The sequence below is a fragment of the Muricomes intestini genome (assembly GCF_004346165.1).
GTDB lineage: Bacteria > Bacillota > Clostridia > Lachnospirales > Lachnospiraceae > Muricomes > Muricomes intestini.
The window spans coordinates 115,975-138,168 of the sequence record NZ_SLZZ01000004.1 but is presented as its reverse complement, the minus strand read 5'-3'; the positions used below and the strand labels follow the sequence as shown (position 1 = coordinate 138,168).

18 protein-coding genes and 1 other annotated feature are annotated in these 22,194 nt (G+C 42.9%); of the genes, 7 read left to right on the top strand and 11 right to left on the bottom strand.

What is annotated here, in order from left to right:
* Positions 1–124: 124 nt before the first annotated feature.
* Positions 125–328, bottom strand: a binding site (T-box leader).
* Between the two features lie 118 nt (positions 329–446).
* The 5 genes from dhaK to EDD59_RS04565 form a co-directional block, all read right to left on the bottom strand.
* Positions 447–2,204 carry a dihydroxyacetone kinase subunit DhaK gene (dhaK, locus tag EDD59_RS04585; protein ID WP_132379365.1) on the bottom strand — a complete coding sequence of 586 codons (1,758 nt, stop codon included), beginning with the start codon at positions 2,202–2,204 and terminating at the stop codon, positions 447–449.
* Between the two features lie 55 nt (positions 2,205–2,259).
* Positions 2,260–3,132, bottom strand: coding sequence for a class II fructose-bisphosphate aldolase (locus tag EDD59_RS04580; RefSeq protein WP_132379363.1), 873 nt, complete (start codon positions 3,130–3,132; stop codon positions 2,260–2,262).
* A 25-nt stretch (positions 3,133–3,157) separates the two neighbouring features.
* Entirely contained in the window at positions 3,158–4,129 is a 972-nt protein-coding gene (locus EDD59_RS04575; protein WP_132379361.1) for an ABC transporter permease, read from the bottom strand.
* A 15-nt stretch (positions 4,130–4,144) separates the two neighbouring features.
* The gene (locus EDD59_RS04570; RefSeq protein WP_132379359.1) at positions 4,145–5,656 is read right to left on the bottom strand and encodes a sugar ABC transporter ATP-binding protein; all 1,512 of its coding nucleotides are present in this window, start codon (positions 5,654–5,656) and stop codon (positions 4,145–4,147) included.
* A gap of 146 nt (positions 5,657–5,802) precedes the next feature.
* The gene (locus EDD59_RS04565; protein ID WP_132379357.1) at positions 5,803–6,828 is read right to left on the bottom strand and encodes a substrate-binding domain-containing protein; all 1,026 of its coding nucleotides are present in this window, start codon (positions 6,826–6,828) and stop codon (positions 5,803–5,805) included.
* A 271-nt stretch (positions 6,829–7,099) separates the two neighbouring features.
* Here EDD59_RS04565 and EDD59_RS04560 point away from each other — a divergent pair, with 271 nt between their 5' ends.
* Together EDD59_RS04560 and EDD59_RS04555 are read left to right on the top strand one after the other, a co-directional pair.
* A complete protein-coding gene (locus EDD59_RS04560) occupies positions 7,100–8,602 on the top strand; it encodes an FGGY-family carbohydrate kinase (protein ID WP_165920859.1) in 1,503 nt (500 codons plus the stop codon).
* Positions 8,603–8,834: 232 nt separating this feature from the next.
* Positions 8,835–9,608 (top strand): DeoR/GlpR family DNA-binding transcription regulator, encoded by a 774-nt coding sequence (locus EDD59_RS04555; RefSeq protein ID WP_132379353.1) that lies wholly within the window; start codon positions 8,835–8,837, stop codon positions 9,606–9,608.
* Between the two features lie 105 nt (positions 9,609–9,713).
* Here the strand turns inward: EDD59_RS04555 and EDD59_RS04550 are convergent, their stop codons facing one another.
* Both EDD59_RS04550 and EDD59_RS04545 read right to left on the bottom strand, forming a co-directional pair.
* Positions 9,714–10,847, bottom strand: coding sequence for a toxic anion resistance protein (locus EDD59_RS04550; protein ID WP_132379351.1), 1,134 nt, complete (start codon positions 10,845–10,847; stop codon positions 9,714–9,716).
* A gap of 89 nt (positions 10,848–10,936) precedes the next feature.
* Positions 10,937–12,220: a 5-bromo-4-chloroindolyl phosphate hydrolysis family protein gene (locus tag EDD59_RS04545; RefSeq protein WP_132379349.1), complete on the bottom strand. Its 1,284-nt coding sequence runs from the start codon at positions 12,218–12,220 to the stop codon at positions 10,937–10,939.
* A gap of 191 nt (positions 12,221–12,411) precedes the next feature.
* Between EDD59_RS04545 and EDD59_RS04540 the strand changes: the two genes are divergently transcribed.
* Complete coding sequence (locus EDD59_RS04540; protein WP_132379347.1) at positions 12,412–13,110, top strand: RluA family pseudouridine synthase; 699 nt, start codon at positions 12,412–12,414, stop codon at positions 13,108–13,110.
* Between the two features lie 71 nt (positions 13,111–13,181).
* Here EDD59_RS04540 and spoVG read toward each other — a convergent pair whose 3' ends face one another.
* From spoVG to EDD59_RS04525, 3 genes are read right to left on the bottom strand one after another with little or no spacing between them, the layout of a single operon-like run.
* The gene (gene spoVG / locus EDD59_RS04535) at positions 13,182–13,469 is read right to left on the bottom strand and encodes a septation regulator SpoVG (protein ID WP_132379345.1); all 288 of its coding nucleotides are present in this window, start codon (positions 13,467–13,469) and stop codon (positions 13,182–13,184) included.
* Between the two features lie 29 nt (positions 13,470–13,498).
* A complete protein-coding gene (gene glgD, locus EDD59_RS04530) occupies positions 13,499–14,617 on the bottom strand; it encodes a glucose-1-phosphate adenylyltransferase subunit GlgD (RefSeq protein ID WP_132379343.1) in 1,119 nt (372 codons plus the stop codon).
* On the bottom strand, positions 14,614–15,888 hold the full coding sequence (locus EDD59_RS04525) for a glucose-1-phosphate adenylyltransferase (RefSeq protein ID WP_132379341.1): 1,275 nt from the start codon (positions 15,886–15,888) through the stop codon (positions 14,614–14,616). The genes glgD and EDD59_RS04525 overlap by 4 nt, the downstream gene beginning before the upstream one ends.
* A 208-nt stretch (positions 15,889–16,096) precedes the next feature.
* On the opposite strand from EDD59_RS04525, the gene murC reads away from it, so the two are divergent.
* The 4 genes from murC to EDD59_RS04505 all read left to right on the top strand — a co-directional run bounded on the left by murC (position 16,097) and on the right by EDD59_RS04505 (position 20,872).
* Positions 16,097–17,473: a UDP-N-acetylmuramate--L-alanine ligase gene (gene murC, locus EDD59_RS04520; protein WP_132379339.1), complete on the top strand. Its 1,377-nt coding sequence runs from the start codon at positions 16,097–16,099 to the stop codon at positions 17,471–17,473.
* A gap of 129 nt (positions 17,474–17,602) precedes the next feature.
* Positions 17,603–18,676 (top strand): DnaD domain protein, encoded by a 1,074-nt coding sequence (locus EDD59_RS04515; RefSeq protein WP_132379337.1) that lies wholly within the window; start codon positions 17,603–17,605, stop codon positions 18,674–18,676.
* Positions 18,677–18,689: 13 nt separating this feature from the next.
* A complete protein-coding gene (locus EDD59_RS04510; RefSeq protein WP_132379335.1) occupies positions 18,690–19,715 on the top strand; it encodes an ATP-binding protein in 1,026 nt (341 codons plus the stop codon).
* Positions 19,688–20,872 carry a ribose-phosphate pyrophosphokinase gene (locus tag EDD59_RS04505; protein ID WP_132379333.1) on the top strand — a complete coding sequence of 395 codons (1,185 nt, stop codon included), beginning with the start codon at positions 19,688–19,690 and terminating at the stop codon, positions 20,870–20,872. Before EDD59_RS04510 ends, EDD59_RS04505 begins: the two co-directional genes overlap by 28 nt.
* A gap of 81 nt (positions 20,873–20,953) precedes the next feature.
* Here the strand turns inward: EDD59_RS04505 and EDD59_RS04500 are convergent, their stop codons facing one another.
* Positions 20,954–22,042: a M24 family metallopeptidase gene (locus tag EDD59_RS04500; protein WP_132379331.1), complete on the bottom strand. Its 1,089-nt coding sequence runs from the start codon at positions 22,040–22,042 to the stop codon at positions 20,954–20,956.
* Positions 22,043–22,194 lie beyond the last annotated feature (152 nt).

Below are 22,194 nucleotides of genomic sequence, written 5' to 3'. Positions count from 1 at the left end.
AGTGTAGGCAGGAGAAAGCTTGCTTTCGTATGCATATCCTGTCGAAAATTCATATGGCTAAACTGTTACAATATTGGGAAAGAATTTCTGTATAACAAAAAACACCGAAACCTTCTTTCCCTCCAAAAGGGACCGAAAACTTCGGCGGTACCACCCTAATTAACTGTACCCTACAGTTCACTCTTTCACCGTTAACGCCGGTTCTACGCTGTGCTTTCACACAGAAGCTCCCGGGCCGGTTCTATACACTCCGCGCAGAAACCTCCCACCTGATGGTTTCCTCTCTGTGCCGCTTCCTATATATACTAATTCCGATCACTGCTTGCGATAACTGTGATTCTACCCGAAAAGCAGCCATTTGTCAAGGAATTATATTTGCTATTCAAGACTATTTCATTCTAATTAGTTACATTTTTCCACTTTTAAAAGTTAATATCCTTTAGCATTTATAAATTATACTTCAGGCTCCCTGAGACTTCTGTAAAGATAACTCCTAATGCATACGCCCCCGCATCGGGATGTCCAAGACTTCTTTTCCCTACCACCCCAGCTCTCCCCATCCGAGCCGCGAACCCTGCTGTTTTTTCAGCTCCTTCCACTGCAGCGGCAGCCCCTTTTTCCAACATCTCCTTAACAGAACTCCCACTGTCAGAACTTGCGTTCAAACTGTCGACACATGGCACAAGTGCATCAATCAATGTTTTATCGCCCACAACAGCACCTCTGCCAAAGGAACGCTCGCCCGTTTTCTGGATGCCCACAACAGCAGCCTGCATCATGGCAGCAAATTCAGATGTATCTAAACTCACCCTATCACCTGCCTGAAATCCGGCAGCACGGAATGCGGAACCCCAGATTGGCCCGGATGCCCCTCCACAATATTCCATAATTACAAGAGAGCATGCCTTTAAGAATTCTCCAATTGTTTCCGCTTCTTCGGTAAGTATCATGTCCCACTCGCGTTTTAACTGAAGAAATCCTTTTGCGACGCTCATTCCAAAATCTCCATCTCCGGCAAAAGAATCCAGTTCACAAAAAGCAACTTCATTTTTCAAGATATACTCCGCCATCTCTGCAACCATGTACTTAATATTATTCAAGCTAATTCGGTTTTCTTTCACCTCTCCCCAGGATGATTCTCTTGTAAATTCTTCCGGGACATTTTCATTCTCTCCAGTGCTGACAGAGCGGTACATAATCGGCGGCACTGGCCCGTCTACGCGAAAAGCTAAGGCTTCCGAAGGCATGTCTAAATACTTTTTTAGTGTGCCGTCAAGTTTCATAACCGATACTGAGGCCCCCAGCATATCAATACTAGTCATAAAGTTTCCAGCAAAACTTCTGTATACATTCACTTTTCTTTGATCTAAGCATTTCAGCAAAGCATCAGAAAATATATAAAGCTCCTGCAGCGGTGTGCTTCCAAAACCATTTACTAATAATACAACTTCATTCTCTTTTTCTACATCCAAATCTTTCAGTATTGCATTCAGCATGCGTTCAGCCATTTTATCGGCAGAAACAATGTTCTCCCGCCTAATACCTGGCTCCCCATGGATGCCTACCCCATATTCCATTTCATCTTCCCCGATATTAAATGTCGGGCTTCCCTTTGCCGGGACAGTACAGGAACTATAGGCGAATCCAAGACTTCTGACTGCATCTGCCGCAGACTGTGCCGCCTGTTTTACCTCTTCCAGACTGCAGCCATTTTCTGCCGCTGCACCTGCAATTTTATGTACCAGTACAGTTCCTGCAACTCCGCGCCTGCCCACTGTATATAGGCTGTCTGAAACAGCAATATCGTCAGAGACCTTTACATAATCGACATCAATTCCCTCTTCCGCTGCCAGTGCCGCCCCATTTTTAAAATTCATAACATCCCCACTGTAATTTTTAATAATTAAGAGTGTACCTTTTTTGCTTTTCGTTTCCTTAATCGCCTGATATACCTGTATCTGTGAGGGAGATGCAAATACATCACCGCAAACTGCCGCATCCAGCATCCCCCGGCCTACGTAACCTGCGTGAGCCGGTTCATGGCCACTGCCGCCTCCACTGATCAGGCTTACCTTGTCAGGATTCAAATCTTTTCTTTGTATCATTTTATATTTAGGATAAAAAACAACATCCGGATTTGTCATTGCAATCCCGTTGCACATTTCACTTACAACAGTTTCCGGTCGGTTTATTAGTTTCTTCATTACATGCCCCCCCTTCTCGAATTGCTTCAAACATAATATCTACTTTTCTAAATTTTTACCATACTCTAGAGCTAAAATCATATCCATTTCCAAAAATTTTGATGGATTCCTCCACAGCTTTTTTCATTGCTTTTTTTGCTATATCAAGAAGTTCATGGAAAAACAGTGGTTCTTCACTCTTATTCATTTCCGCGAGCATAGCTGGCTGAGCAGCGGTAGAAAGCTTTGTATAAGCATTAATCTTACGTATCCCATAGGGAATTGCCTGCTTAATCTGCCCGACCTCAACACCGGATGAGCCGTGCATAACCAGCGAGCAATCTGTTGCATCATTTAACTCTTTTAGTAATTCAAAATCCAGCATCGGCTGCATAATTTTCATATTATGCACCGTACCAAAAGAAACAGTCATAGCATCAGCTCCTGTAGCCTCCACAAATTCCTTTAGCTCATCCGGTTTGGAAAAATACTCTCTAATATCAAGATCCGGGTGATCCGCCAATTCATATACCGATGGCATTTTCCCGCACATTGCTTCTACGGAAATATCCACACTGTGACAGAAATCCACACATTTTTTTACCATCTCCACATTTTCTTCGAACGGGAGCATGGAAAAGTCCGCCATAACCGATGTATATCCGGCACGTATTGCTCTCATAATATATTCCAGGCTTTGCCCATGATCCAGATGCAGACACACAGGAACCTTTGCACATTTCGCCATATCTGCCATAATAGGTCCGTATTTTTCAATATCTCCATATTGTCTCCAGGACTCTACCTGACCAACCATCACCGGAGCATTCATCTCTTCTGCGGCTTCTATAACCGCTTCCGCGAAGGGCATAGTTGGCGCAGTGAACATCCCCACTGCATAATTATTCTTTTTTGCATCCTCCATTAAAGTGTTCATATTTACTAGCATCTATAATACCTCCTGTTTTTAATTTTTAATCCTCTTTTGATTTTCTGATGACATCAATAATGACCGCCAAAAGAATAATTATACCTTTGCACACATACTGCCAAAACGAATTTACTCCCATAAGATTCAATCCATTTTGAAGCACTCCAATAATCAGAATACCGAGTATAGTACCTCCCACAGTCCCCACTCCGCCTGACATGCTGGTCCCGCCGATGACAACTGCGGAAATAGCGTCCAATTCAAAGCCGTTCCCCAACATGGCTGCCGCCGAGCCAAGTCGTGCCGTCCAGAGTACACCGCAAAAAGCGCACGCCACTCCACTGAACACATAAGGAAGCGCATTAAAAAGCTTCACATTAATTCCTGAATACTGTGCTGCCTGTCTGTTGCCGCCAATAGCATAAATATAATAGCCGAATTTCGTCTTATTCAGTAAAACCCAAGTAATTAGAAGAAATGCCGCCGCATAAATAATAATAACCGAAACGCCGCCCAGATTTGCCATTGCTATCTGGGAAAACCCATCATTTCTAACCCGTATAGAAATCCCTCCGGAAATAACTTGAGTCAATCCCCGGCCGATACATTGTGTTGCAAGTGTTGCTATAAAAGCAGGAACTCTAAAGTAAGCAATACTTATGCCGTTGATGGCTCCAATAGCAACCCCAACGAGAAGACTTACTATTACTGCTGCACCCACCGGCATTTCAAAATTTGTAATCAATGCCGCCGATACAACTCCTGCCAGACCGACGGTAGAACCCACAGAAATATCAATCTCCCCAAGTAAAATTGCAAGCAGCATGGCACAGCTTATAATTACATTTACTGAATTAGATTTTAAAAGATTTAGCAGGTTTGTACCCGAAAACAGCCTTGGTGTAATCATCCCGATAATAATTACCAATGCAGCCAAGCCAATCAGGGAACCCAGATTTCTTCTGAAATAATTCACAAAACAATTTGATGTAGATACATTCTTTTCCTTCTGCATCTATCTTTCCTCCTTTTAAACTGTACCTTTGGCAGCTTTTGTCGTAGTCGAAAAAGTCATGATTTTTTCCTGGGAAAACTCTTCTGCCGAAAGTTCACCGGTAACATGCCCTTCACTCATCACATAAGTTCTGTCGCACATATTGATAATCTCTGGTAAGTCGGAAGACACAATAATAATGGCTGCACCTTCTGCTGCCAAGTCATTAATAATGGAATAAATCTCTGCTTTTGAACCCACATCAATTCCTCTGGTCGGCTCGTCAAGAATAATTACCTTCGGATTGATTGCCAGCCATTTTCCAAGTACTACCTTCTGTTGGTTACCGCCACTTAAACGCCCTGCTTTCTGCTGCGGCGATGTTATTTTTATAGAAAATTTTGATACATATTCCTGCACCAGTTCTTTCCATGCAGATTTTTTTACATGTATCCCTTTTACCAGATTTCTAACATTAGCAAGGCCTATATTAAATTCTACATCGTTTAATAGGACAAGACCCTCACCACGCCTGTCCTCCGGTACATAAGCAATTCCCGCCTCCATCGCATCTCTGGGACTATTAATGTGGATTTCCTTTCCTTCCATCAATATCTGTCCGCTATCATGTCCAAGACCTCCGAAAACAGCCTTCATAACCTCTGTCCTCCCGGCCCCTACAAGTCCCGAAAAGCCTATAATCTCCCCATAACTCACCCTAAAATTAATGTCATGAAACAGTTTCTTATTTTCCAGGTGCCTGACCTCAAGAGCTACCTCCCGGATTTCATTTTTTGTCCTCACATAATATTTATCCAGAATCCTTCCGACCATCATATTAATAAGCTCTTCCCTTTTCGCCTCTGCTATAGGCACTGTGTTGATTACTTTTCCATCACGGAGCACCATTATCCTATCCGAGATCTTGAACAGTTCATCCAGCCGATGGGATATGTATATAATACCCACTCCTCTGGCCCTCAACTTTTCAATGATATGGAATAATATCTCTGTTTCACTCTCTGACAGTGAAGAGGTCGGCTCATCCATTACCACAATTTTAGCATTGGCGGAAACAGCCTTTACAATTTCTACCTGTTGCTGAAGCCCAAGGGAAAGCTCACATACTAGAGAGTTCGGATCCAGGTCAATCCCGAATTCTTTCATAATTTTCTCGGATTCTGCCGCCATTTTCTTGTAGTCTAAAGTTCCAACTGATGTTCTTGGTTCTCTTCCAAGAAATATATTTGCCGCAATCGTCCTGTGGGGAACCAATACAATTTCCTGATGTATAATACGGACACCGTTTTCCTGAGCAGCAGCTGCAGTATTAATACGCTTTTTTTCGCCATTGATATAGATTTCTCCCGAGTCAGATGAATAGATGCCTCCTAATATCTTTATCAAAGTAGATTTACCGGCGCCGTTTTCTCCCAATAATGAAAGGATTTCCCCTTCGTAAAGATTAAGATTAATATCCACAAGTACTTTGTTAGTACCAAAAGCTTTTGATATTCCTTTCATCTCTAAAAGACAATTCTTTTTCATTTTTACCTCCCGGTCCATCATAAAATATCTCCTAAGTTACCCCGGTGCATATTTATGTATAAAGCGACCAGTCTTAAACACACATTGCGTCCAAAACTGGTCTGTTACTATCTGTCAGCTCTGCACTTATGCTGGATCTTCATCATCTACTGCCAACTGTCGATATCATAATCATCGATATTATCCTTCGTAACGCTGAACGCCTTAATCTTAGTGAAGAAATCAAAATCTTTATCTGCCTCTTTGCCATTAATTAATTCATAGCAACGTTCCGCGCTGGTAGAACCTACTGATAAAGGTGATTGCCCAGAGGATTGAACCTGTTTACCGTCTTTAATTGCCTGTTTTCCAATCGGAGCAGCATCTTTTCCAAGAATGGCAATCTCTCCGCTCTTTCCGGCTTCTTCCACAGCCTGGATAGCCCCTTGTGCAGATGTATCGTTAATGCAATAGATTACATCAATGTCATCGTGTGCCTGAAGTGCGTCTGTTACAGCATCAAATGTCACGTCCGATGCACCTCCGCCTTCGACCACCTGAACTTCCTTATACTTGTCCGGATCAGCTGCTTTTTCCTTAATTCCCTCCCAGAAGCCTTCTACGTTCAATACACATGCTTCTGCCGTCTGTAGATGTGCTATCAGGATATTTGCTCCATCTGGATAGTTTTCTGCCACCCATTCTCCGGATAGCTGCCCAAGTCCTTCGTTATCAGATGCCACAATTGCATCGACCACATCATAGTCATCTTCAGAGACGACTGCATCTGCATTTACCACATATACACCGGCATCCTGCAGGGTCTGACATACATTTCTTGCACCTGAAAAGTCATATGGGATATATACCAGTGCCTGGATTCCCATACTAATCATGTCATCAATCTGTTTGCTCTGTGTTGTCGGGTCATTCTGTGGATCATAATAGATTAACTCCATGCCCAATTCGTCACATTTACTTTGCAGACCGTCCAAAATCGCAGAAAAATATTCATTTGTCATTGTATATGGAGAATATCCAATTTTAATTTTCCCGCTGTCTTTCGTGTTAGTTTTTTCCGCTGCACTTTTCTCTGTTGAATCCTCCTTTTTGTCATTCCCGGAGCTCCCGCAACCAGCCATCGATAACACCATTGCGGCTGCCAGCAATACGCTTAACATTTTTTTCTTCATGCTTGTTCCTCCCTTTTAATATTGTTTTATTTTGTTTTTTTATGTTTTTATTGTAGAACATTTTAGAACCTTTTTCAATATGGCATATATCACAAAGTGCCGGATTGTTTTTAGTGCAAATCTCCTAATTCGTTTTATATATCATTGCTTTTCTGCATATTTTATATGGTTTATTGTTTTTTTAAGTTTACAATAATTGCTTTATAATATATAATGTAAGTACATAAATTAACATTTTCAAACATTCTATAATATGAAAGGTGGTATCTCAATGGCATATGCAGGAATTGATATAGGAACAAGCGGATGCAAAATGACTATTTACAATCGAAAAGGTGAAATTTTATCTTCCTCTGGCAGAACCTATCAGGAAACAGGGGATGACGGATATAGAGAACTGGATGCAAATATGGTATGGGCTTACACAAAAGAAGTTATTCGGGAAGCGTCCGGTAATTCTCCCGAGCCTGTACAGTGTATAGCTGTTGCCTCCTTGGGGGAATCAATCATTTGTTTGGATGAAAACAACACTGTGCTTGCAAATTCTATGCTCACAGGGGACAAGCGCGGGATAGATGAGTGCAGCATCATTGAAAAAAAGTTCTCCAAAGAAGAAGTTATGGATATTACAGGTCTTCCTTTAAGCGAAATGTATGCCCTCCCCAAATTTATATGGCTGCAGAACAATTCCGCTGTTTTTAAAAATACCAGACATATCTTTTTCTATGAAGATTACATAGGATATTTGCTCACTGGCAAACGTATGGTCAGCTTCTCCTTGGCAGCACGAAGCATGGCATTCGATATCCGCACAAAGCAATGGTCCCAAAGGCTCCTTACATTGGCAGGCCTTGATAGAGCTTTGTTTTCTGCTCCGGTTCTCTCCGGAACTATCCTCGGTCCCGTACTCCCTGACATAGCGGAGGAACTGGGACTGCCGCCCGGAACACTCATCGCCGCAGGAGGACACGATCAAGGATGTGCCGGTCTTGGAAGCGGCATGACGACTTTCGCAGAGGGGGAAGATGGGCAGGGAACCTGTGAAGTCATGCAATTTATTCTTCCAAAACTAACGTCGTCTCCCTACATGATAGAAAAAGGAATCCCGTGCGCTCCATATGTACTGCCTGATATTTTTCTCGCCCAAATTGAATTGACAACCTGCGGTATCCTTATGAACTGGTTCAAGGATAACATATTTGCAAATATCCGCGACTTCTGCGGTACCTCTGGCATAGATTTCTTTTCTTACATGGATACTCTGGCTGCTGAGAGACACCCGGGCAGTATAATGCTTCTGCCTTCTTTTGGCTCCTGCGGCAATCCAGATATATGTTATGATGCCGTTGGTACTATTTGTGGTCTTACTATCCATACACAACCCATAGAACTCTATCAGGCCGTCAAAGAAGGAATGGCTTATCAAATGTTTATGGCTTATGAAACCCTGTCTGAATTGAATATAAATCCGGACGTAATACGGGTCACCGGAGGGGGTGCTGCCTCAGATTACACCCTTCAACTACGGGCTGACATATTTAACATTCCCATGGAAGTAATTAACAGTACACAGGCAGGAACACTGGGAGCTGCCATCCTCGCTGCTTCTGCTGTTCAGCTAAATATGAAGATTACAGATATAGTCAAAGATATGGTACAGGTCAAAAAATGTTTCAAGCCAAGAAGCCAATACCACCGGCTTTATATGGAACGCTATGACTCATACAAGCAACTATATAATGATGTAGGGGTCAAAAGGTATTTTGCCCCCTGATACCTACGGATTGCTCCGCACTTTGTACTCCCGCAATCCTAAAAACATTCGAAATCCGCCCTGCTCGGGCTACTTTCTCATGTTTTGCGGGTCCCAAAGTCATGCTTTTTCATGCAAGCATGAAACGCATGACCCTTTGACCCTGGTATCATATAATATATTGACAAACTTTACCAATAAATCTATCATTAAAAGATAAGTAACTATAAAACAAAGAAAATTGAGGTATGCCATGCTCAAAGAAAAAAGGCTTCAAAAAATTCAGAATCTCCTGATTGCCAATGGCTCTATCGAAACCAGCCAGCTAAGCCGGACTTTCGCTGTAACAGAGATGACCATACGCAGGGATCTTGAAACACTAATTAAGGAAAATCCTAAAATAGTCCGTACGCATGGGGGTGCCATGCTGTCCAATTCAGGAGAGCAGGTAGAACTTCCATATGAACAGAGAATGTCAGCTAACAGTGAGCTTAAATATGATATAGCGCAGACAGCCCTTTCATTCATCAGACATGGTCAAGTGCTTTTTATTGACTCAGGAACCACAACTCTCCATCTGGCAAGGCAGATTACCAATGAATTCAATAATACTGTCATAACAAACGGAATCAATATCGCTACAGAACTCCTTACCCGCGACTGGGTTAACGTAATTCTAATTGGTGGTGACCTTCGTAAGAATACTCGCTCTACGAGAGGGCCTCTGGCCGAGGAACAGATGCGCAATTTTAAGGTGGATGTTGCCTTTCTCGGAGCGAATGCCATTGGAAGCAATGGCAATATTTATCTTGCAAACACTTCTGAGATTGGTTTCAAGAAAAGTGTACTTGCTGCTGCTAAAGAGGTATACGTACTTGCCGATTCAAATAAATTCAATAAGTTTAATTTAATTTCTTGTGCCAATGGACGGGATGTAACAGGAATTATAACGGATTGTAATCTTCCTCATGAAACTATAGAAACGCTGGAAGAACTTGATGTACACTTAATTACTGCAACAAAATAGTGATTTGGCAATAGCAATTTGATGCAAGATGAGAGAGGCGGTCCCCAAGGGGAGATTACCTCTCTCGTCTTATTTATTCAATATTTCATTTCCACTAAAGGTTATTTACCCCTGAACCTGAAGAAGTTTCTGCTTTAGGTCACTTTCCAGACGAATCATTTCTTTTTCTGCCTCCTGCCGCTTCTGACGTCCCTCCTGCTGGATATGCAGCACTTCATCCAACGTAGATATAAGAGATTCATTGGTTGACTTAAGAGTTTCAATGTCCACAATGCCTCTTTCAGATTCTTTGGCAGTCTCAATTGTTGCCACCTTCAGTTTCTCTGCATTTTTCTTCAGCAGCTCATTGGTCATGTCCGTCACCTCTCGCTGCGCGGCCGCTGCCTGTGCAGAGTGCTCCACACCGAGGGCAAGAACCATCTGGCTCTTCCAAAGCGGTATTGTATTTACAACTGTAGACTGTATCTTCTCTACCATTAATGTATCATTTCCCTGGACCAGCCGGATTTGCGGTGCTGTTTGTATGGAAATGGTTCTGGTCAGCTCTAGATCATGTATCTTCTTCTCAAATCTTCCGCACATAGAGTCCAGGTCTCTGGCTGCCTGTGCATCCTCCGGCAAACTGCTCTGCTGTGCCTTTGCAAGAAGCTCGGGCAGCTTTGTACTTCTGATTTCCTGCAGCTTTTTCTTTCCTGCTAATATATACATGGACAGTTCTTTAAAATAAGTGAGATTCATCTCATACATCTTGTCCAATATGGCAATATCCTTCAATAGCTGTACCTGGTGATTTTCAAGCACCTTACATATCTGATTAATATTTGTCTCTGCCTTGGCATACTTGGCCTTCATTGCGGAAATCTTATTTGAGGTCCTCTTAAATATACCCAAAAATCCTTTTTCGTCTTCTTCGTCAAAACTTTTAAGTTCCTGGACAACACCTGACAGGAGGGCTCCGGCCTCTCCGAGATCTTTTGTTCTCACATTTTCAAGAGCCTTCTCGGAAAAATCCGCCATCTTCTTCTGCGTCCCCGCTCCATACTGCAAAATCACTGCGGAATTAGTTAAATCAATCTGACTGGCAAAGGTATCCACAGCCTGTTTCTCTGCTTCTGATAGAATACTGTCGTCAAAGGAAACCTCCTCCCGGGCGGCAGGCGTAACAACCTGCTTTTCTTCCTGAAAAGGTTCCAGGGTCAATGTGGGGACCGCTTCAAATCCCTCAAATTCACTGCTCATATTTCTACCCTCCATATTCATTACATTATCGTCCGGAGAGCAAGCTTGTACGTGCAATTTGTGAACATTTCTGCCCTCCTGGATAGTATCTAAAAGTCTTCTTTTGTAAGCCCTTCCTGTGCCAGCATTGTGTTGAGCACAGATATATCAGCCGATACATTCCATGCAGTGTCCCTGAATAAGCTGTCCAGAAGCTTTTCAAACGCCACATTCAATGTATCCAGTGTTTTTTCAATTTCTTTTTTTGATGAAATAATATTGTCCCCCTGCACCGGCTGTGCATCCAGCTCCTCGTATGCTTCCAGAAGTTTTACCGTAGTCGGCAGGTAATACTCCATCAGCCTTCTGATATCGGAAATACTTTCAGGGCTCTGTTCTACCCGGTCAAAAATTTTATCCACCAGTGTCTCTATGCGATATATTTTAGCAGAAATTTCTTCCCCGGGAATAGCATCATTACATTCACGGATCTTCTTTATATACTCATCTCCGGCACAAATAATTTCCCGTACCTGCGGATCCATATCCTTTTGCTCCTGAGTCTGATGCTCTTTTGCAAGCCTTTCCTCGCTCTGTTGTTTTTCTAGGTTTTGCATCAGTTCGGTATACTGATCATACGCTCTATTACTTACGATAAGGCAGGTCTTCTGTCGATCCATATGTCCCTGAAGAAACCAGCCCTTTCGTATCATTTTCTCAATATCTTGTACAACATATTTTTGAGACTTTTGTAATCTCCCGGCCAAATTCTTTATCTCACAGTATTCTTTTCCTTCAAGCTCCTGAATATAACTCCTAAATCTTTTTATTCTTCCCAAAAGAGCTGTGCCGGCACCTCCCAAAATCATGCTTCCGGCAAAAAAGACTGCCAATATCCCTGCCAGCACTTTAAAGCCTGTTCCAAAATACACGTTAGTGAGCGCCGTGGCAATTAAGGTAAACAATAACATCAAGAACGTTCCGATTCCCACAGTATATCCTACTACAGACATAGCAATCCCGCCGGCTTTTGCCCCCGCTGTTCCGACAAACAGGCTGAGATTTTTCTGCACAGCGGCCGATTGCTGCACAGCACTGTATTGCCGCCTCCCAGCTTCTCTTCTATCCTCCTGCGCTCCATACCTATGAGAATTTTGGGACTGTTCCCAGCTATATCTATCTCGCTTGCGCGGTCCCCGATATCTATATCTGCCTCTGCCGGCCCATTTCCCAGCGCCTGACAATCCTTTTCCCAAGCCGTCCACAGCACTGTTCATAGCGCTGTTAATGGTATTTGTAATTGTCTGATTGAGCCTGTTAAAGTCCTGCGAGTCTATTGCATCCTGCACTGTTCTGCGGATATCTTCTCCAAATCTTTCCCAATCCTGATTCATCTTCTTTCCACCTGCCTTGCCAAAAAGCTTGACCTCTCGTTTCTTTTATATGATAATGATACCAGGGTCAAAAGGTCATGCGTTTCATGCTTGCATGAAAAAGCATGACTTTGGGACCCCTACATCATGATAATCAGTGTAGTTAGATTTTCCTGAAAAGTCAAGAAAATACCTCTAAAGGAGTAAAGAAAATGACCCCCGATATTTTATTCGAAGACCAGGACATTATTGTGTGCCATAAACCGGCCGGTATTCCTACGCAGAGCAGACGTATGGGAACCCCTGATATGATAAGTATCCTGATGAACCATATCAATAAAAACAGTCCTAAAAAGGGACAGCCTTATCTGGCTGTTATCCATCGTCTCGACCAGCCGGTAGGAGGTCTTCTTGTATTTGCCAAGACTCCTGCCGCAGCGCGAAAACTAAATAAACAGCTGACAGAATATGGTTTCGGCAAGCATTACCGTGCCCTCCTTCAAGGAATTCCTGCTTCCCCGGAAGGCGATTTGGAGGATTACCTGATAAAGGATGGAAGAGCCAATGTCTCCCACATATGTTCGAGCAATACCCCCGGTGCCCAAAAAGCCCGCCTTCACTACTTGATTATAGAAACCATGCCGCCCTATGCACTGGCAGATATCATCTTAGAAACGGGACGGCACCACCAAATCCGAGTACAGATGGCGAATCTGGGGACTCCCATTGCCGGTGATAAGAAATACGGCAGCACTCAAGCTTTATCCCCTTCAGACTCTGCTAGTATACCTTTAACCTTCAGATCTCTCCAGTTGTTTGCCTGCCGTTTGACATTTCATCATCCGAGGACAGATGAACTAATGGATTTTCGCCTTGATACACCTATAAACTCTCTGGAAAATTCACTTTAACTGCACAAGCAAGAAGCTGCTGCAGCTTCATGTGAGCTGCAGCAGCTTTATAGCCCAGTGTACTGACTTAATTACGTTTGTTCAGACATTGATTCTGGTCCTTCCTCAACTGATTCCGAATACTTCTCTAAAATTGTCGACTGAATACGCTCTCTGGTTCCCGAATTAATCGGATGCGCAATATCTCTGTATTCACCGTCAAGTGCTTTCTTGCTTGGCATTGCGATAAACAGTCCTTTCTCTCCCTCAATTACCTTAATGTCATGAACTACGAACTCATCATCAATTGTGATAGAAACAACTGCCTTTAATTTGCCTTCCTTTGCTACTCTGCGCACGCGCACGTCTGTAATCTGCATAATGTTCAAGTCTCCCTTCCCTTGTAAGGTTATAATGCATACCGCTCATTTTTCTCAACTACCACTTTCACACCATCTTCGCCCATATATCTTGTGTTCGCTCTTATTGTGTCACGGCTCTCGATGATACAGTTCTCAATATAAGTGTTATCCCCGAGGTAAACATCATTCAATATAATAGAATTCCTGATGGCACAATTATTGCCCACAAACACCTTTTTAAACAATATGGAATTCTCCACCGTTCCGTTAATAATACTTCCGCTTCCGATAAGGCTGTTCTTCACGGCTGCCCCCGGATTATATTTAGCCGGCGGAAGGTCGCTCACCTTGGACTTCACCATGGGCAGCTCCTTAAAGAAATAGCTGCGCACTTCCGGTTTCAAAAAATCCATATTTGTCTGATAATATGAATCTACAGTTGTGATATTGTTCCAGTAGCTGTTTATCTTATAACCGTATATCTTCTTCAAATTCTTATAGCGAATCAGAATATCGGTTACAAAATCATGTCTTTCCTCTTCCGCACAGTGCTCAATAAGATCTATTAACTGTCTTCTTCTAATAACATAAATACCTGCAGAAATCGTCTGGGAATGAGCCACCATAGGTTTTTCCTCAAAGGCTTCAATCCTTGCAGACTCATTCATCCGTACCGTTCCAAATCTTGTTGCATCTTCTCCCAGTGCCAGATCCTTGCACACTACAGTTATATCTGCTTTTTTAGCAATATGATATTCCAGAACCTTATTGTAATCAAGCTTGTACACCGCATCTCCGGATGTAATAATCACATAAGGTTCATGACACCTTTTCAGGAAGTCAAGGTTCTGGTAAATAGCATCTGCCGTTCCTCTGTACCAGTAGCCATTCTCTGCGGTGATTGTGGGAGTAAATATGTAAAGCCCGCCCTGTTTTCTGCCAAAGTCCCACCATTTGGAAGAATTCAGATGTTCATTGACAGATCTTGCATTGTACTGTGTCAGCACAGCAACTTTCTGTATGTGTGAATTTGACATGTTGCTCAGCGTAAAATCAATAGCCCTGTAGCTAGACGCTATGGGCATTGCCGCCGTTGCACGCCTGGATGTTAACTCCTGCATCTTCTTACTGTTTCCGCCAGCCAGAATGATCCCTACTGCTCTCATATCCGTTCACCTGCCTTTATTAATGTCTCACCGCCTCCAAGCATTCCATTATTATAGTCCTCCGCCGATGTAACCCCACTGATAGCAGTATTCTTACCAATCTGCACACCGGACGGTATAACAGAATTCTCTCCAATGGTCACAAGCCCGCCGCCATATACGCCAGGTTTCTCCTTATTCAGAACTTCACCTCCGGCACCAATTATCACATTGTCCCCAATCTCTGTGTCTTCAGCAATAATTGCCTTATCAATGACACAGTTCTTCCCAATTGTGACATCTCTCATAAGTATAGAATCCCTGATAATGCTTCCCTCACCGATAATCACACCTCCGCCCAGCACTGAATTATGAACCTCTCCGTAAATTTCAGAGCCGTTGCTTATAATACACCTGTCAATGACCGCTTGCTCTGAAATGTATTGGGGAGGAATGTTGGCACTGTTGGTGTAAATCTTCCAGAACTCTTCATACAAGTTGAATTCCGGAATAATATCAATCAGTTCCATGTTTGCTTCCCAATATGAGTTTAATGTCCCCACATCTTTCCAATACCCGTTATATTCGTATGCGAACAATCTCTTGCCATTTTCATGACAAAATGGGATGATATGCTTTCCAAAATCACAGTTTGGCTGCTCTGAAAGCTTCACCAGAGCCTCCTTAAGCACAGACCAGTTAAATATGTATATTCCCATAGACGCCAAGTTGCTGCTTGGATTCTCCGGTTTCTCCTCAAACTCTTTAATTCTGCTTTCCTCATCTGTAACGACAATACCAAAACGACCCGCCTCTTCCATCGGCACCGGCATGGCTGCAATCGTGACATCCGCCTTATTTGCCTTATGGAAATCCAACATTACCTCGTAGTCCATCTTGTAAATATGATCCCCTGAAAGAATCAGCACATAATCAGGATTATAAGTTTCCATGTAATTCAGATTCTGGTAAACGGCATTTGCCGTACCTGTATACCATTCGCTGCTTGCACTTTTCTCGTACGGCGGCAAAATTGTTACACCTCCTACATTCCTGTCCAAATCCCACGGAATGCCGATTCCGATATGAGTATTTAACCGTAACGGCTGGTATTGCGTCAGTACACCTACAGTGTCCACTCCCGAATTAATACAATTGCTAAGTGGAAAATCAATGATGCGGTACTTTCCGCCAAAGGCGACCGCGGGCTTGGCCACTTTTGCGGTAAGGACTCCTAATCTGCTGCCTTGTCCACCTGCCAGCAGCATAGCAATCATCTCTTTTTTAATCATGTCGTCACCTCATTTCTAGTTGGTTAGATTTATTATAACATACCTTTTCTCTTTTGTGCACGTTTTTTACAATTTATAGGCGTAATATTTTCTCTTTTTATTTGTTTTGCACAAAAAGAACTCCTTTAAAAATTCCCCATATATAGTATAATATAAATAGCGGTTAAAATTTATGACAAAAGCTTTGAATTTAGGAAGGAACAATTCTATGTATAAAATTAATTTTGAAAAACCAATCCATATTCATTTTATAGGCATTGGGGGCATCAGTATGAGCGGACTTGCAGAAATCCTGCTTGAAGAAGGCTTCACGGTCTCCGGCTCTGACTCTAGAAAATCTCCGCTCACCTGTCAGCTTGAGCGTAAGGGGGCGCAGATTTTCTACGGACAGAAGGCTTCCAATATTATAGATGGTATTCGTTGTGTAGTATATACAGCGGCAATCAGCAGGGATAATCCTGAACTGATTGAAGCCGTTGCCCGAAAGATTCCTATGCTCACACGGGCTGAGCTTCTTGGACAGCTCATGAAGAATTACGATACTCCCATTGCAGTGTCAGGCACACACGGCAAGACAACTACCACCTCCATGATTTCTCACATTCTTCTGGAGGGAGACCTTGATCCCACCATATCTGTCGGCGGCATCCTGCAGGCTATTGGGGGCAATATACATGTGGGAAATTCTGGAACCTTTATTACAGAAGCCTGCGAATATACAAACAGTTTTCTAAGTTTTAACCCGAAAATCAGTATCATACTCAATATAGAGGAAGACCATCTAGATTTCTTTAAGGATTTAGAAGACATCCGCCAGTCTTTCCACCAGTTTGCATCGCTGCTCCCCTCCGACGGCACTCTTGTCATAAACGCAGATATTCAGAACTATCGAGAAATCTGCCAGGGACTTAAGTGCGGTGTCATTACCTATGGGAAATCTTCCTTGGCCGATTACAGAGCACAAAATATCAGTTATGATGATAAAGGCAGAGTTTCCTTCGATTTGATCCGGAGAGGTAAAGAGGGCGAACATGTGGTTCTCTCTGTTACCGGCGATCACAATGTATCAAACGCTCTTGCTTCAATCGCTGTAGCAGAGCTTTTAAGTATTCCTATGGATACAATTTTGAAAGGGCTGGTTTCTTTCTCGGGGACAGACCGCCGTTTCGAATATAAAGGTACATTAAACGGCACCGCTATTGTAGATGATTATGCACATCACCCGACGGAGATTGCAGCCACACTAAAGGCGGCACAGCATTATCCGCACAACAAGCTGTGGTGTGTTTTCCAGCCTCATACCTATACCAGGACAAAGGCATTCTTCCATGAATTTGCTGAATCGCTCTCCCATGCAGACCATGTTGTCCTTGCTGATATTTATGCAGCAAGGGAGACAGATACACTGGGGATTTCTTCAAAAGATTTGGCAGAAGAAATTCAGAAAGTAGGGACAGACTCACATTATTTTTCCAGCTTTGAGAAAATTGAGAATTTCCTCAAAAAAAACTGCAAGCCAGGTGATTTGTTGATAACTATGGGGGCCGGAAATGTTGTAAACATTGGGGAAGAGCTTTTAAAATAGAACTTATCCACATTTTCCACACACAGTTATCTACAAAAAACCTTGTTTTACCTGCCAAAAAGGCCTTTTTACCTGGGCAATAAGATGCTATAATACCTTTACATATGGGAAGGGTGGAAAAGCATGATTATGAAAACACTAACATTAAAAAATAAGTTTCAGACAAATGCCACATTAGTCGCCAATGACTTCATTGACAATTATATGATACAGGCAAATGGTGAGTTTGTAAAAGTATACCTGTTCCTTCTGAGGCATTTGGATGATCCTTGTTCATCCCTGACGATTCCGATGATCGCCGACTGCCTGAACAACACGGAAAAGGATATCTCAAGAGCCTTCAGATACTGGGAATCTGAGGGACTTTTAACTCTGGATAAAGACGAGGAAGGAAGGATTACCGGGATTGAGCTGGAAAGGGCAGCTTCCATCGCCACAACGAAAGGGACAATTCCAAAGGCCACACCGCCTCCCGGATCTGCGGCAGATGTTCCTCAAAAAGATTTGGCATCCCCGGTTATGCCGGCTGTGGATCATCGCACTACTATACCGTTGACTTCTTACAAAGCTCAGAAGGAGCTCAAATCTCTTCTGTTTATCGCGGAGCAGTATCTGGGGAAGACATTGTCCCGGACAGATGTGGACATTATTACATATTTTTATCAGGGCCTCAAAATGTCAGCAGATTTAATAGAATATCTGATAGAATCCTGTGTGGAGAACGGACACAAAAGTATCCATTATATCCAGAAGGTTGCTCTGTCCTGGTCCGACAGCAACATTACCTCTGTAGAACAGGCCCGTCAGTCCTCTTTGGCATATAATAAAAACTGCTACACAGTTCTGAATGCCTTCGGTATCAAGAACAGAGGACCCGCAGCCGCCGAGCTTGACTTTATTAAAAAGTGGACAGAAGAACTTGGGTTTTCTCTGGATATCATACAGGAAGCATGCAGGCGCACTATTACAGCCACACATCAGCCCAGTTTTGAATATGCAGACACTATCCTTACAAAGTGGAGTGTGAGCCAGGTGCACCATTTGCAGGATATTGCCGCCCTAGATGCGGCTTTCCAAAAGGAAAAGTCATCCCAGAAAGCTGCCGGCGGCAAACAGAAGCCCGCCACAAAGAATCTCAATAATTTTGAGAGACGAGCCTACGATATGGAGTCTCTGGAAGAGCAACTATTAAACAGTAATTAAAAGGAGCACAGCTGTGGGACTTAAAACATCACAATATCAGACTATTATGCGCGGTTACGAGCAAAAACAGCTCCATAGCCGTGATATCTTGCAAAGCCGCTATGAAGAAGTCTGCAGGAAGCTGCCAGAATTTAAAGCTTTAGACAATTCTATATCTGTTCTCTCCGTTCAGTATGGGAAAAAACTGCTGGGCGGAGATGAGAGAGCCATAGATTCTCTGAAAGAGGAACTGGCAACTTTAAGAAACAGCAAACAGGAGCTGCTTGATTTAGGTGGATTCCCTGGAGATTATCTTGAACCCGTCTACGAATGTAAAGACTGCCATGATACCGGCTATATCGGTAATCAAAAGTGCCATTGTTTTAAGAAGTCAGTCATTGGCCTTCTTTACGAGCAGTCTAATCTAAAGGGTGTTCTCAGGCAGGAGAACTTTGACACTTTTTCTCTTGACTATTATTCCGCCAATTATGTTGACAGCAGGACGGGGCGCTCCTCCTTGCAGGTAATACAAGATGCCCTCCTGGTCTGCCACAATTTCGTTGATGCCTTTAAAGCCGACTTTCAGAATCTGTTTTTGTACGGAGATGTGGGTGTCGGGAAAACTTTTCTGTCTAATTGCATCGCAAAGGAACTGATGGACATGGAATTTTCTGTCCTTTATTTCTCGGCTTCAAAATTTTTTTCTATTTTGGCAAAAAGTACCTTTGACAAAAATGATGTTGATGCGCAGAATATGTATGAATATATTTTCGACTGTGATTTGCTGATTATAGACGATCTGGGAACGGAATTTACCAATTCATTCATTGCATCACAGTTTTTTACCTGCATTAATGAGAGGCTTCTCAGCCGCAAATCTACCATTATATCGACCAATCTTTCACTGGATACTCTTGCAGACTTATATACAGAACGTACATTTTCCAGAATAACAAGTAATTACACCATGCTGAGGCTGATTGGCGATGATATAAGAATTAAAAAGAAATTAAAAAACAGGGAGGAACAATCATGTTACACCGCACAGAAAGAACTCTAGAAAATATTCCGGTAGGCGCTTTAGGCCTCATCCCAGTTGTTGGCTGTGAGGAGCTTGGCAGCAAGGTCAATGACTACCTGGTAAAGTGGAGAAAAGAAAGTGCACATGAACACAAAGATGATGTAGCATTCTCCGGTTATGAGAGAGATACTTATATTATAGATGCCAAAGTTCCAAGATTTGGCTCGGGGGAAGCAAAAGGTATTATCAATGAGTCTGTACGGGGGAAAGATATCTACCTTATGGTTGATGTATGCAACTATAAGGTCTCCTATTCCCTGACCGGCAATGTAAACCATATGTCCCCGGATGACCACTTTCAGAATCTAAAACGCGTGATTGCCGCTATAGGTGGAAAGTGCCGCCGAATCAACGTCATCATGCCTTTCCTGTATGAAAGCCGCCAGCACAAGAGAAACGGCAGAGAATCTCTGGACTGTGCCCTTGCCCTTCAGGAGCTGGTACGCATGGGTGCGGATAACATTATTACCTTTGACGCACATGATCCTAGGGTGCAGAACGCAATTCCTCTCAACGGCTTTGAGACGGTTCCGTCCACATACCAGTTTATTAAAGGATTGCTCCGCCACGTAAAGGACTTGCAGCTGGACTGTGAGCACATGATGGTCATCAGCCCCGATGAGGGCGGTACGAACAGGGCAATTTACCTTGCCAATGTTCTTGGTCTTGATATGGGCATGTTCTACAAACGCCGGGATTACACCAGAATTGTAAACGGACGCAACCCCATTGTTGCCCATGAATTTCTCGGAAGCCCTGTAGAGGGTAAGGATGTCATTATTATTGACGATATGATTTCCTCAGGAGACAGTATAATCGAGGTGGCCACCGAACTAAAGCGCCGTAAGGCAAAGAGGATTTTTGCCGCTGCGACTTTTGGATTATTTACAAACGGATTGGACAAGTTTGATAAGGCTTATGAAGATGGAATTATTACAGGGGTACTTGCGACAAATTTAATCTATCAGTCACCGTCACTCCTCTCCAGACCATACTATATCAGTTGTGATATGAGCAAATACATCGCTCTTCTAATTGACACGCTGAACCATGATGGTTCAATCAGCACACTGCTTAGTCCAAGTGAACGTATCCAAAATGTACTGCATAAATATAAAAACGGAGCCAAAATATAAAAGGGGACTAATCCTTTTGACAAAATCAGGGCAGGAGTTGATCATACCGTAAACTCCTGCCCTTTTTATGTGTACAAATAATTAAGCCTCTTCCGGCACAATAATCAAATCTTTGGTAAAGTGGTTTAGAACTTCGCATCCATCTTCTGTTATAAGTACAAGATCTTCAATACGAACACCGATTCCCTCGTCAGCAAGGTAAATTCCCGGCTCTACGGAGAAACACTGTCCCGGTTTAATGATATCCGTGTTTACAGAAGATACATCTCCAAACTCATGATCCTCCAGTCCGATTGAGTGCCCTGTCCTGTGGGTAAAGTACTCCCCAAATCCCTTTTCTGTGATGTAGTCACGTGCCGCAGCATCAACGTCACACATCCTGTTGCCAGGCTTTGCGGCGGCTATGCCCCTTCTGTTTGCCTCTACAACAATGTCATAGATTTCCCTTGCCCTGTCAGATACTTCCCCGATAAATACGGTTCTGGTCAAATCTGATGCATAGTGATCTTTAAATCCTCCGATATCAAGGATTACACAGTCTCCACGTTTACCTTTGGAATCATCTGTTACATGGTGAGGATCTGCTGCACCCTTAGCATAAGCTGTAATTGGATCGAAAGATACATCCTCACACCCGAGCTCTTTATAAATCTCACGGATCTTTGCATTCAACTCTTTTTCGGTGAGGCCCTTTCCTACCCAAGGAATCAGTCTTTCTACTGCGATATCATTCAGCCTGGAAGATTCTCTCATCAGCGCCTGTTCTTTCTCATCCTTAATCATTCTGATGTAGTCAATAATCATAGAGCCATTTAAGAATTTGCTTCCGGCGCCCAATTCCTGCAGTCTAAGCAAAAATCTAGCCGGCCATATTTTGTCGATACCGATAGGTTTATCTTTTTCCACAAATTTTGAAAGAATCTCAACGCCATCCTGTATATCATTATAATATACCAGTTCCACTCCAAGATCCTTCTCCTGTGGGAATAACTCATTAATCATCAGCTTATGGCTCCCATTCACATTCAAATAGAGCGCCAGCAGTCTCTCTCCCGGAATAATCATCTTTCCTGTCAGCCAAAAAATAGTCAAAGGATCCGCAATAATCATCTGCGGCATGTCCTGCTCCTTCATCGCTTCCAGTATTCTGTTCAATTTACCTGTGTCCATCAATAATCCTCCTTTTTTGCACTTTATGTGCAACTTTTATAAACATACCACAGTAATTGTAAGACTATTCATACAAACTGTCAATCCATTTCTCCAAAAAGGCCTCATAGTTACTGTTTGCAGGCTGGCCTGTGAACAGTAACGCCCCATAA